This is a genomic window from Prevotella sp. AM23-5 (assembly GCF_003473645.1).
In the GTDB taxonomy this organism is placed as follows: domain Bacteria; phylum Bacteroidota; class Bacteroidia; order Bacteroidales; family Bacteroidaceae; genus Prevotella; species Prevotella copri_A.
This window is the reverse complement of the sequence record NZ_QUCG01000083.1, coordinates 1-12,277: the sequence shown is the minus strand read 5'-3', so window position 1 is coordinate 12,277 and position 12,277 is coordinate 1. Positions and strand designations below refer to the sequence as shown.

Below are 12,277 nucleotides of genomic sequence, written 5' to 3'. Positions count from 1 at the left end.
TTCCTGACATGACGGCGTACACCCTGCTCTTTCAGAATGCCGTCCTTGAATACAGCCTTGACAGCCTTGCGCACATAGTAGCCGAATACATTATACATGTCGGCAATCTCCTGCATGGTCATCCATACAGTATCGGTCGGCATGGATACCGTTCCGCTCTCGCTGATAGTTATTATCCCTCTGTTCATTTCCCGTCCTCCTTATTTTTATTCTGGTCAGTTTCTTTTGTTTCTCTGCGCTGCATCAGCTTGTCCATGTCCTTGGATATCTTGTCATCGGTGATGACGGCATAGACCTGGGTGCTTCGCAGGTTGGAATGCCCCATCATCTTGGCGATGCTTTCCATTGATATGTCCGAAGTAACCATGTTTACTCCGAATGTATGTCTTGCAACGTGTGCGGTAAGGTTCTCATTGATACCCAAAGCCACACCGAGTGAATGAAATTCAAACCACATGGAATCACGTGAAGAAAGAGGGAAAACAGGTTTGCTATCATCCGCTGTATTGTATAGCGACATTATTTGTTCAGCTATCGGATGCAAGGGAATGAACGCTTCGTTGTTGGTCTTTGCTCTTTTCTCACGGATGTATTTTCTACCGTCTGCCGTCATCCCGATATGGTGTGGATACAGGTTACGTAAATCGACATAAGCCAAACCTGTAAGGCTGGAGAAAACAAACATTCTGCGTGCCAACTCCAAAGCCTTATCCTCCATAGGAGTCTCCATAATGAGCAGCAAGTCATTTCTGGATATATGTCTACGCTTTGGTAAGCCTTTCTTTTCATATCCGACATCTTCCAATGGATTGAATTTCAGCAGACCTCTGTCAACAGCGATATAAACCAAGCGTTGCAGCCAACAAAGATTATGGTTCGTATTGGATGCACTATACCCTTTGCCAATCAAGAACAACTTATAAGATTTGCCAAATTCCTCAGTCAAATCTTCAAATGCAATGTCATTCATTCCTCGTAACCCGATGAACTCTCGCAAGTTTAGCTGCGATGTCTTAGATTGGCGATAAGAAGATGTTGAGTTAATACGGATAGAGCGCAGCCTAAGGCGTTCACGCTCCTCCTCGCCAGTGGCAAGCAATGTCATCGGGATAGTATTTGCATCAACAATAACATTCTTCAGAATCTCGGCGGTAACGATGCCCTTTTCCTTTGTTGCCTGCTCGTAGGCTTCGTCAATTCTTTGTCTGAACGCTTGCAGTAGTCCGTTCACTCTTGCATTCTTGGCTTCACCTTTTTTCGTGTCCCATTCTTCGGGAGCACAGTAAAGACCTGTTGCTATGGCTGACACTTTGCCGTCAATCGTGATACGGCAAAATATAGATGTGGTTCCGTCTGCCTTTACTCTGCCACGGTTGATATAATAAAACTGCTTGTATGTACTTCTCATTGTTATGTTCCTTTCTTATTTTGTGATAATATTACAGGACAAACTTGAAGTCCTTGTTAGCTTCGATGAACTTGTCCATATCCTCAAATAGCTTTTTCGGGGTGACACGTGCATAGATTTGCGTGGTCTGAATGTTGTTGTGACCAAGCATTCTGCTGATAGTCTCTATCGGAACACCTTCTTCGAGCGTAACGAGCGATGCGAAACTGTGCCGTCCAACATGATAGACCAAATCCATACTTATGCCAGATAGTACTCGGAGACTTTTCATGTTACCTCTCAGCACTCGAAATTCCTGTGGCGGTAAAAGAGTAGGTCTTGTCGGGTCTTTGTATTTCTCCAACATGGCAAGCGCCTCTGGCAGTAACTTCACACGTGCAAGCATCTTGTTCTTCTTTCTATGGTATTTCAGCCAAAGGCTGCCCTCCTCATTACGAAAGAGGTTTTCTTCCGTGATGGAAACCGTATCGGCATAAGCCGTGCCTGTATAGCAGGCGAAAAGAAAAAGGTCACGGGTCAAAGCCAACGATTTTCTTCGCTCTGGTATTTCGAGGTCACGAATTTTCAAGAAGTCCTCACGTGTCAATGCCTTTGGTGGATTCTCTTTCTTTTGAGGTAGCTTGAAGTGCATGAAATGATAACGCTCGGAGTGTCCTGCCTTGAAAGCTATTCGGCAGGTCTTCTTCAATATGGCGAGATAGTGGCGGACTGTATCAAGTGCAAGACCTCTCTCGTCCAAGCAAAAGTCCATGTACTCACGGATAAACTGCTCGTCAAGCTCACCGAATGCCACATCGTCAGTTCCATAACGCTTCTTGACGAACAATCCCAATGTCAGGCGAGTGTACTGGTAGTTTGGCAGCGTGCCTTTCTTGTAGTCGATGCCGATTCTTGACTCAATGTCCGCAATGATGGCGTCAAGCTGCGTCAACAAGGTCATCTGAGTGTCTGCACTGCATTGAAACAGATCCTTTATCGCCTTTGCGTCAAAATCCGTCTTGCGCTCCACAAGTGACTCGTAGGCTGAGTTTATTGCCAGCAACAGCTTGTCAATCTTGGCGTTCACTTCCACAGCCTCCTTGCTCTTGCCGTCAAGTCTGCTCTCACGTGGATTCCATAACTTTGGCGTACATGACAACTTGCAACCGAACTGCGCCATTGTTCGGTTGAGGGTGATGCGTCCCATGATGGGAGCCTTACCGTTCTTGTCCAATCCGCTCTTTTTAAGGTAGAGCAGCACCTTGAATTTTTCAACTTTCATCTGCTTACTTTTTTAGTTTGCAAAAATAATCAATCAGTAAGCATTCTCCGGCATTGAAAGTTGTGCAGAACAGTGCAACAAACACTGGTGACAAACTATTTGTTTTTCACCTCGTTAGCAGTGTTGGTTTCGGTAACTGACCGCTAACGGTTTGGTAACTGAAATAACTCAATATCCTGCTCGGCTTTGCTTTGCAGACAATTGGCAGAATTATGAAATATTGCTCATTCTCAACCACTTGCAGTTCATTTCTCTCCTCTTCACTTTCCGTTGCTTTTGCTTAAATTGTGCACACGGCTAGACATACATTTGCTACAACTTTGCTAACTTTGGGTGCAGACATCTATACTACTAGTAAGTTGTTGGGGCACAAAAATTTAAGAACAACACAGATTTATGCAGAAGTTGTTAGTAAGAAGAAAGCTGAGGCTGTGAATTTAATGGATAGTGTTTTTTAATTAGCTAAAGATATGAAAGATTTTTTGAAAGTAGTGGATGCCTGTGATGATATACAGGTGGTTAAGAATGTAGTGAATATTTTAATTGATGGTATGAAAACAGGTATGAAAGATACCTGTATGTTTGCAACCATTAAAGTGGCTTATAGTGAGTTAGTAGGTTGTCACTATAGTGAAGAACTAGCTGAATTGTATTATAGATGTGAGGGCTTAGATAGCAAGGTTTGGGATGCTGCAAAGTTGGCTTATACACAGGAGATACAGGCAAACTATCCAGATGTGCCTTTGTATGATTGGGTTATTTTGTATGGTAGAATGAGCCAGAACACAAAGGGAACTGATGTTATTGTTGAGGCTTGCAAGGTATTTCTGAATAATAAGTTTTCTCCTTACTTTGATATAGACTAAGTGGAGGATGGGGGTGATTACCCCCCACCCCCCCCATTTTAGTATTTTTTCTATATTATTTAACCCACAAACAAAATTTTTTTCATTTTTTAGTGTATGGAAGCAGTTGAAGAAAGAAGAACCTTTGAAAAGGTTATGAGAAATCTAGAAAGAGTTGGTACAATTTTAAGGGCAGCTTTTGAAGAATTTGGGGGTGTGGATGCAAACAGCCTCAGCACAGCAAAAGAGATTGTAGGTGATTTGGATAAGATAGAGGATAAAGAGGGTTATTTGGATAGCTTCATTAATGATTGGTTGGAGTTACCAGATTTTAGACCTATCTTAGAGAAGTGGATAAAAAGGGCTTGCAGTCTGTATGAATATAATTGTATGGATAAATGTGTGAAATTTGAGCCAGAACAATTAGGGGAAGACTATGAAGAAATAACTGATATTTATGAGCAGTGGAGAAACAGCATAATATATTGGCTTTGTAAACATCTGAGAAAAGGGGAAATGGTAAAATTGAAAGATGGTACAATTTATCTAAAGGAACAGCAAAGAATAGGTGATGATAAAAACCTAACAGATTACCAGAAAGAATGCTTTGCAAAGTTGATAGATGCAGACTATATGCACAAGGTAGGGGATGATTGTAGATATAAATGGCACAAGAGTAAGGCACTTTTAGCATATACAATGGAGAAGATATTTTGCAGCAGCTTAAAAGATGATTTCCCAGAAACCAAACTAAACAAAATGTTTGGTGAGGATAGGTTAGGAAAGACAAGGAGCAGTATTCATTTGGTTAATAAGAACCCGCCAAAAGGTTTTGATGATATAGATAGGATTTTAGGTTAGTTTTATGTGATGGTGATATAGTGTGCACTATGTGATGCACCATATATCACCATTTTTATTTGCCTTTTTGTTGTACCTTTGCACCATCAAAACAACAGTATAGGCTTTCCGTCTGGGTTTGCTGTTTTCTGTTGGTTGTGTGGGGTTAAGGTGTGCCGACCAGACAGGACACCCCCCACCTGTATTTCTTCTAAAATTATTAATATGGAAGAGATTATTATGAAGCAGTTGGCAGATATTAAAAAATTTAGTTTGTTGGCTGCAAAGAATGTATTAAGTATTGATGATGTGATAGCATTAACAGGGCTTTCTAAAAGCTACATTTACAAACTGACCTGTAGAAAGGAAATACCCTATTATAAACCAAATGGCAAGCTGATTTATTTTGACCGCCAAGAGGTTGAAGGATGGATGAAACAGAATAGGGTGAACTCTATTGCTGAGGCTGAACAGGTTGCATCTAAATACTTGATGCAGAAAGGGGGTAAGGTATGATAATCACAGATTATTATAAGTTTGAGAAAACAGCTTTGCTTTCTGCATCTAGAATGGATTGTGTAGCCTCAACAAAAAGCTATCCAGAGTTTGAGGAAAAGAGAAAAACTAGAGGTAATAAGCAAACTGCAAAGAAAGATGCAAACTTTGTTGGGGCTTTGACTTGCTATTATGGTAATGTTCCAGAAAAATTTGGTAATGATGCTAGAAGAAAGGCTGATAAGTCTGTTTCAATAGGTAGTAAGAACCTTAGTAGTGTTTATGTTCCAGATGTGACTTTGTCTTATGCCTTTGGTGATGTGCAGGGTACAACAGATGCAATATTGTTTATTTTTGATGATGCCTTTGGAGTTACTGATGGTAGAATAAACAAAGGTGGGGTATTGGAAATGTTTATTTGCAGAGGACAAAGTAAAAATTGTCAAGCCCTATATAACTTGCTTTGTGATGGTGGCTTAGATGATGAAATTGATGCAATGAGAAGTAAAGCGGTAACAGATTTAGTAACCCCTTTATCTGCATCTGCTGAGGCTGAAAATGGCTAAGTTGTATAGTAAGGTGTTTATAGTTCTATTTTTAGTAACCGCCTATGTTTGATAGTATCAATTTTAAATTAACTAGAAGTGATTATAATGGGGCAGATTTCCTTAGTGAAGTGCCCTGTTATATCACTGATATTTCTGAGCATCATTATAACAATGGTATTGTGATTACAGGCTGTTTGGATAACCTTAAAGTATCTTGCAATGAGTACCAGATTAAAATTAAAGATGGTAGCTTGTGTAAATGGTATTTGGGGGATAATTTGCAGACTATGGGGAGAAAGGACACAGAAAGAGCTGTTGAAAAATTGTCTGACTTGTTGCATCTGCCTATAGGCAAGGCTTTGATAACAAGAATAGATGTTAGTCAGAATTTCATTATGCAGCATCCCCCAAAGGTTTATATGAACCATCTGGGGGCAATGAAGAATGCAGCTAGACTAGAAGAACCCAATAGCCTATATTATAGAAAGCAAGATTGTGGGCTGTGCTTTTATGATAAGGCAAGGGAGCAGAGAGATAAGAAAGAACCATTACCAGAACTCTTTGAAAACAGAAATGTTTTAAGATATGAGCAAAGGTATGAAAGAAGAATTGCAAAACATCTGGGAGTAGCAGAGGTTAGAGCGTCTATGCTTTATGATGAGGCTTTCTATATTGATTTGCTAAACAGATGGAGGGATGCCTATACATCTATCCAGAAAATTAATGATGTTCAATTAAATTTTGAAGTAATGAGAAATAAGAAAGATTTGAATAGGATGGGTGTGCTTGCTTTGGTTGAAAATGTAGGTGGTTTGAATGCTATGATGAACCAGATAGCAGAAGCACAGCAACAAGGTAAGCTAAACAAAAAACAAGCCTATGATTTAAGGCAAGCTGTAAAGGATGCCTGTGCCTTAAAAGATGGCTTAGTTGTAGAAAATGAAGCAATAGCAGAACTCAATAAAAAAGTTGTTGAGGCTGTTAGGTTTTATAGATAATTTTGCTTTGGGTTATCTACCTGTTATTTTTCTGTAGGAAATTTATATATATACAGCCCAAGCAAGAGTGAAAAATATTTTTTATTATTGCAAGATTAAAATGATTTTAGGTGCTGATTTGGCAATGAATAGTAATGGTGGAAATTTACAGGATATTATTTTCTTGTAATGCTTTCTATGTTTTTAACATTAAATTTCTTTGCTTTCCAGATTATTTTGCTACCTTTGCACCAGAAACCCCACTGATAGTGCATTTGCACTGCAATGTTATTTAACCCATCTTGCTATAAGGTGGGGTTTTTTATGCAGTTTAGGTACTACTTTAGGTACTCAATGCTTTGCTGATGCTGTTTTGAATGTGGCTTTGCTTTGTGTAACTATCTGATAATAAAAAGGCTACACCATTTCACAATGATGCAGCCTGCAAACTTAAACAACCAATAAAAGAAATAGATTGATCGTTCTTTGTTATATCTGATGAAGAGTAGCTCTTTTAGAGCTTTTGCGTTTTCTTTTTCTTAAACGAAAATATAACTTATAATTAAACCAGAAAATTGCTTGTTATCTGATGAAGAGAAGCTCACGATACTTAGGCAATGTCCAGAGCTCATCGGCTACAGTCAACTCCAACTTGTCAATCTGATAACGGATCTCCTCCATCTTTGGAGCTACTGTATCATGATAAGCAATAGCCTTATCGTGCTCATTCTCAATCTTGTTGGCAACCTTGCGGGCATTAACCAACTCCTCAACACCGGTCTCGATAATCTGAGTGCGCTCGGCAATCTTCTTGATGATATTGATGTTGCGGGCAGTCAACTTCTTGCCTTCCTCGTCACCGAAGATGTCAATCATGTTTTCTACATTCTTAGCCAACTGACTCTGATAGTGAGTAGCCACAGGGATGATGTGGTTCATGCTCAAGTCGCCCATCACACGAGCCTCAATCTGAATCTTCTTGGTGTAGGTCTCCCATTTCACCTCGTTACGAGCTTCCAACTCGTTCTTCTTCATGACACCCATATCCTCGAACATCTTGATAGACGCAGGGTCGAGATAACGCTCGAAAATCTTTGGACAGCTCTTCTCGCAGTCCAGACCACGCTTGGCAGCTTCCTCTACCCATTCATCTGAGTAACCATTGCCGTCGAAACGGATAGGCTTGCAGGTCTTCAAATCCTGACGAACGATATCGATGATGGCAGATGTCTTATCCTCACCCTTGGCAATCAACTCATCCACACGCTTCTTGAAGTCGGTCAAAGCCTCGGCTACAGCGGTGTTCAATACGATCATTGCAGATGCACAGTTAGCCTCAGAACCTACGGCACGGAATTCGAAACGGTTACCGGTGAAGGCGAATGGAGAAGTACGGTTACGGTCGGTGTTATCAATCATCAACTCAGGAATCTCAGGGATATCCAACTTCATGCCCTGCTTGCCAGCCACGGTGAAGAGATCCTTCTTGTCGGCTTTCTCAATGTGCTCGAGAAGGTCGGTCAACTGCTTGCCGAGGAATGAAGAGATGATTGCTGGAGGTGCCTCGTTGGCGCCTAGACGATGAGCATTGGTAGCGCTCATGATAGAAGCCTTGAGCAAGCCATTGTGCTTATATACACCCATCAAAGTCTCTGTGATGAAGACTACGAAGCGGAGGTTATCCTCAGGTGTCTTGCCAGGACCATGGAGCAGAATGCCTGTATCTGTAGCGAGACTCCAGTTGTTGTGCTTACCGGAACCGTTGATGCCTGCGAATGGCTTCTCATGGAGAAGTACGCGGAAACCATGATGGCGAGCTACCTTCTTCATCAAGCTCATCAGGAGCATGTTGTGGTCAACGGCAAGGTTGGTCTCCTCGAAGATAGGTGCCAACTCAAACTGGTTTGGTGCTACCTCGTTGTGGCGGGTCTTGCAAGGAATACCGAGCTCAAGAGCCTGGATTTCCAAATCCTTCATGAATGCCTGAACACGCTCAGGGATGGCGCCGAAGTAGTGGTCGTCCATCTGCTGGTTCTTGGCTGAATCATGACCCATCAGGGTGCGGCCTGTCAACATCAGGTCAGGACGTGCAGCATACAAGCTTTCATCTACCAGGAAGTACTCCTGCTCCCAACCGAGATTGGAAATAACTTTCTTTACATCAGGGTTGAAGTAGTGGCAAACCTCTGTTGCTGCTACGTTTACAGCGTGCAATGAACGGAGTAATGGAGCTTTATAGTCGAGAGCCTCACCTGTATAAGAGATGAAGACGGTAGGGATACAGAGTGTATCATCGATGATGAATACAGGCGATGTTGGATCCCATGCAGAATAACCGCGAGCCTCGAAGGTAGAGCGGATACCGCCAGAAGGGAATGAAGAAGCATCAGGCTCCTGCTGAACGAGCAACTTGCCTGAAAATTCCTCGATCATACCACCCTTGCCGTCATGCTCGATGAAGGCATCGTGCTTCTCGGCAGTACCTTCTGTCAGTGGCTGGAACCAGTGGGTGTAGTGGGTTACGCCATTCTCGTCAGCCCACTGCTTGATGCCTTTGGCTACGGCGTTGGCGATGTTACGGTCGAGACGAGCTCCGTTGTCGATGACATCTACCAGTTTCTCATAGACATCTGCAGGGAGATACTTGTACATCTTCTGTCGGTTGAATACCTTCTTTCCGAAGAATTCACTTGGTCGCTCGCTAGGAGCGGTTACCTCAACAGGCTTTCTCTTGGAAGCCTCTGAAACAGCTTCAAATCTTAAGTTGCTCATACCTTATATAATTTAAATTTTCTGATATTCTATATTTTTAATTCGTATTATCTGTGGAAGTTTTATTTTCCCAGCCATTTGGCGATTCTCTCCATAGCCTCCTTGCAGTCTTCGTGCTCACCGAAGGCGGTAAGACGGATGTAGCCTTCGCCCGATGGACCGAAACCGACACCTGGGGTGCAGACTACGCTTGCGCCATAGAGCATTTCCTCGAAGAACTTCCAGCTTGGTGTATCGTTAGGAGTTTTCACCCAGAGATATGGAGCATTCTCGCCACCATATACTCTCAGTCCGAGTTTCTGAAGTTCCACTCTCATAAAGTGGGCGTTCTCCATATAGTAATTGATGGTTGCCTTTACCTGTTCCTTACCCTCAGGGGTGTAGATGGCTTCGGCAGCACGCTGGCTGATATAGCTGGTACCATTGAATTTGGTGCACTGGCGGCGATCCCATATTGGGTTCAATGCCACTTCCTCACCAGTCAAAGTCTTGGCCTTCAACTCTTTAGGAACGATGGTGTATCCGCAGCGTACACCGGTGAATCCGGCAGTCTTTGAATAACTGTGGAATTCGATGGCCACCTTTCTGGCTCCACGAATCTCGTAGATAGAATGAGGAATTTCCGGGTCGGTGATGTATGCCTCGTAGGCAGCATCATATAGGATGATGCTCTCGTTCTTGATAGCGTAGTTTACCCATTTTCTGAGTTCTTCTTTCGAGATAACCGTACCCGTAGGGTTGTTTGGATAACAGAGATAAATCATGTCCACACGGTGGTCTGGAATCTGAGGGATGAAGTCATCGCTCTCATCGCAAGGCATGTAGGTTACGTTACTCCACTTGCCGTTCTCAAAGACTCCGGCTCTACCTATCATCACGTTAGAGTCTATATAAACCGGATAAATCGGGTCGGTGACGCCGATGTTGTTATCCCATCTCAAAATCTCCTGGATATTTCCTGTATCACTCTTGGCTCCATCGTTTACGAATACCTCGTTGGCGTCAAGATGAATGCCACGTGGCAGGAAGTCGTTCTTGATGATAGCCTCACGGAGGAAGTCGTAGCCTCGTTCCGGACCGTAGCCTCGGAAGGAAGCCTGTACGGCCATCTCATCCACTGCCTTGTGCATCGCCTCGATGACGGCAGGGCAGAGGGGCTGGGTTATATCACCGATGCCCAGACTGATAACTCGTTGCTTCGGGTGGGCAATCTTGTAAGCGTTTACCTTCTTTGCGATGTCGGCAAACAAGTAATTGCTAGCCAACTTCAGGAAATGTTCATTAACTAATGCCATATTTTTGTTCTCCTTTATTGCGGTCTTTTTATCAACCTTTGTTATTTAAGTTTGCTCTTAATTTATAATTCAATTTCTCCTTCGAAGACGAAGGCGGCAGGTCCCGTCATATAGACATGGTCGTCTGCCTCGCTGTATTCTATTTCCAGCGTTCCGCCATCCATTACGATACAGCTCTTTCTACCGGCACGCTTGGTCAGGGCTGCGGCTACAGCTGTGGCACAAGCTCCTGTACCACAAGCCATCGTGATACCGCTTCCCCTTTCCCAAACTCGTGTCCTTATAATGTCAGTGTCTGTAATTTGTGCGAACTCAATGTTGCATCGTTGAGGAAAGGCTTCGTCTCTTTCTAGAATCTTGCCATAGTGGGCGATGTCGATGGTGTCGATATCATCCACAAAGGTTACGAAATGCGGATTACCCATACAGACATAGGTACCTTCGAAGATTCTGCCATCGGCTTCGAGTACCGAAGGACCTTTGAATTGCTGTGGATTTTCCAGTCTCGGTTTCAGCATATCCACTGTTACTGAATCCACAACTTTCTTGTTATCCTGAAGATGCAATTTCAATATCTTGATGCCCGATAGCGTCTCCAGTCGGATGGTTTCTTTTCGGGTCAATCCTTTTTCATAAAGATACTTTCCGATGCATCGGCTTGCATTGCCGCACATCATCGCTTCTGAACCATCGGCATTGAAGATGCGCATCGAATAGTCGGCTCTTCTGCCATCCTGTGGCTTTCCGATGAGAACCAGTCCGTCGCTTCCGATGCCTGTATGATAAGCACTCCAAGCTATGGCTGCCTTTTCGGGGTCTGGGATGTTGTACAGCTGGGTATCTACATAGATGTAGTCATTGCCCGCCCCATGCATCTTGGTGAAATGAACTGTTTCTTTCATATTGCGTTGTCCTTTAAGTTTGAATACTCTTCTTTTATCTCTCACGTCTTGCCTCTTGTGAGGCTTGACTTTTTGATAGCCTTTCGAATGTTTTCGATGACTATTTGTTTGATTTCGGTTGCAAAGGTACGACTTTTTGTTGGAATAGACAAGAAAATATATACAGGAAATAATAATAAAATTTAGTCTTCTTTCAAATTGTAACGAAGAAAAGCTTGAATGCTTACAATTTGTAAGGAGAATGCGATATGACTGGATAAATTTAAAATAATCGTGAAAGAGTAGCAACGAAATGTTTTTAATTACTTTAAAATGCTGATAAAATGTATTAATTTTGCAGCCGAAAACGAACATAATGTAAAGGATGACTTGATTTGAGTGACAATCAAAGATGGTCCGTTTTCAATAGAGACAATCAATAAAAGTAGTAACACATTATTAATTATTAAAGGATTATGAAGAAGATTGAGGCAATTATCCGCAAGTCTAGATTCGAGGATGTCAAGAAGGCACTTTTGGCTGCCGACATCGAGTGGTTCTCTTATTATAATGTAAGAGGTGAGGGAAAGATGCGCCAGGCTCGCATTTATCGTGGTGTGATGTACGATACCAGCAGCATCGAACGCGTACTTTTGAATATTGTGGTTCGTGATAAGAATGTGGAGCCAACCATCGCTGCCATCCAGGGAGCTGCACAGACTGGCGAAGTGGGAGATGGGCGAATCTTCGTGATTCCTGTACTGGATACCGTCAGAATTAGAACCGGCGAACGAGGTGACATAGCATTGTATAATGCTGAGAAAGAGGAGTAGAGATACTTTGAACTTTGAGGTTTGAACATTGAACTTTATGATTAGTATTGAAGGTCATATTTGAGAGACTATATTATAATATTGTATTCTAATTTACAATAGTTCGTTAAAATTTGAGATAA

Annotated in this window: 11 protein-coding genes and 2 pseudogenes; 7 read left to right on the top strand and 6 right to left on the bottom strand. The window is 42.4% G+C overall.

Annotated elements, in window-relative coordinates:
- The 3 genes and pseudogenes from DW657_RS14875 to DW657_RS14865 form a co-directional block, all read right to left on the bottom strand.
- Positions 1-188 (bottom strand): annotated as a pseudogene (locus tag DW657_RS14875) (hypothetical protein); the annotation flags it as partial.
- Positions 185-1,408 (bottom strand): site-specific integrase, encoded by a 1,224-nt coding sequence (locus DW657_RS14870; RefSeq protein WP_118313233.1) that lies wholly within the window; start codon positions 1,406-1,408, stop codon positions 185-187. The pseudogene DW657_RS14875 and the gene DW657_RS14870, both read right to left, overlap by 4 nt.
- Positions 1,409-1,439: 31 nt before the next feature.
- Positions 1,440-2,669, bottom strand: coding sequence for a site-specific integrase (locus DW657_RS14865; protein WP_118313232.1), 1,230 nt, complete (start codon positions 2,667-2,669; stop codon positions 1,440-1,442).
- 290 nt (positions 2,670-2,959) lie between these two features.
- Between DW657_RS14865 and DW657_RS14860 the strand changes: the two are divergent.
- From DW657_RS14860 to DW657_RS14835, 6 genes and pseudogenes are all read left to right on the top strand, one after another.
- Positions 2,960-3,127: pseudogene (locus tag DW657_RS14860) on the top strand (tyrosine-type recombinase/integrase); the annotation flags it as partial.
- A gap of 12 nt (positions 3,128-3,139) precedes the next feature.
- Positions 3,140-3,535 (top strand): hypothetical protein, encoded by a 396-nt coding sequence (locus tag DW657_RS14855; protein ID WP_118313230.1) that lies wholly within the window; start codon positions 3,140-3,142, stop codon positions 3,533-3,535.
- 96 nt (positions 3,536-3,631) lie between these two features.
- The gene (locus DW657_RS14850) at positions 3,632-4,375 is read left to right on the top strand and encodes a hypothetical protein (protein ID WP_118313229.1); all 744 of its coding nucleotides are present in this window, start codon (positions 3,632-3,634) and stop codon (positions 4,373-4,375) included.
- Positions 4,376-4,579: 204 nt separating this feature from the next.
- On the top strand, positions 4,580-4,870 hold the full coding sequence (locus tag DW657_RS14845; protein WP_118313228.1) for an AlpA family transcriptional regulator: 291 nt from the start codon (positions 4,580-4,582) through the stop codon (positions 4,868-4,870).
- The gene (locus DW657_RS14840; RefSeq protein ID WP_118313227.1) at positions 4,867-5,415 is read left to right on the top strand and encodes a hypothetical protein; all 549 of its coding nucleotides are present in this window, start codon (positions 4,867-4,869) and stop codon (positions 5,413-5,415) included. The genes DW657_RS14845 and DW657_RS14840 overlap by 4 nt, the downstream gene beginning before the upstream one ends.
- A gap of 44 nt (positions 5,416-5,459) precedes the next feature.
- Complete coding sequence (locus tag DW657_RS14835; RefSeq protein WP_118313226.1) at positions 5,460-6,395, top strand: phage/plasmid replication protein; 936 nt, start codon at positions 5,460-5,462, stop codon at positions 6,393-6,395.
- 561 nt (positions 6,396-6,956) lie between these two features.
- Here DW657_RS14835 and DW657_RS14830 read toward each other — a convergent pair.
- The 3 genes from DW657_RS14830 to dapF all read right to left on the bottom strand — a co-directional run bounded on the left by DW657_RS14830 (position 6,957) and on the right by dapF (position 11,343).
- Positions 6,957-9,146 carry a glutamine synthetase III gene (locus DW657_RS14830; protein ID WP_006849499.1) on the bottom strand — a complete coding sequence of 730 codons (2,190 nt, stop codon included), beginning with the start codon at positions 9,144-9,146 and terminating at the stop codon, positions 6,957-6,959.
- A 62-nt stretch (positions 9,147-9,208) separates the two neighbouring features.
- Positions 9,209-10,441, bottom strand: coding sequence for an LL-diaminopimelate aminotransferase (locus tag DW657_RS14825; protein ID WP_118313225.1), 1,233 nt, complete (start codon positions 10,439-10,441; stop codon positions 9,209-9,211).
- A gap of 62 nt (positions 10,442-10,503) precedes the next feature.
- On the bottom strand, positions 10,504-11,343 hold the full coding sequence (gene dapF / locus DW657_RS14820) for a diaminopimelate epimerase (protein WP_118313224.1): 840 nt from the start codon (positions 11,341-11,343) through the stop codon (positions 10,504-10,506).
- Positions 11,344-11,798: 455 nt separating this feature from the next.
- On the opposite strand from dapF, the gene DW657_RS14815 reads away from it, so the two are divergent.
- Positions 11,799-12,155 (top strand): P-II family nitrogen regulator, encoded by a 357-nt coding sequence (locus DW657_RS14815; protein WP_006849503.1) that lies wholly within the window; start codon positions 11,799-11,801, stop codon positions 12,153-12,155.
- The last annotated feature ends 122 nt before the right edge of the window (positions 12,156-12,277 follow it).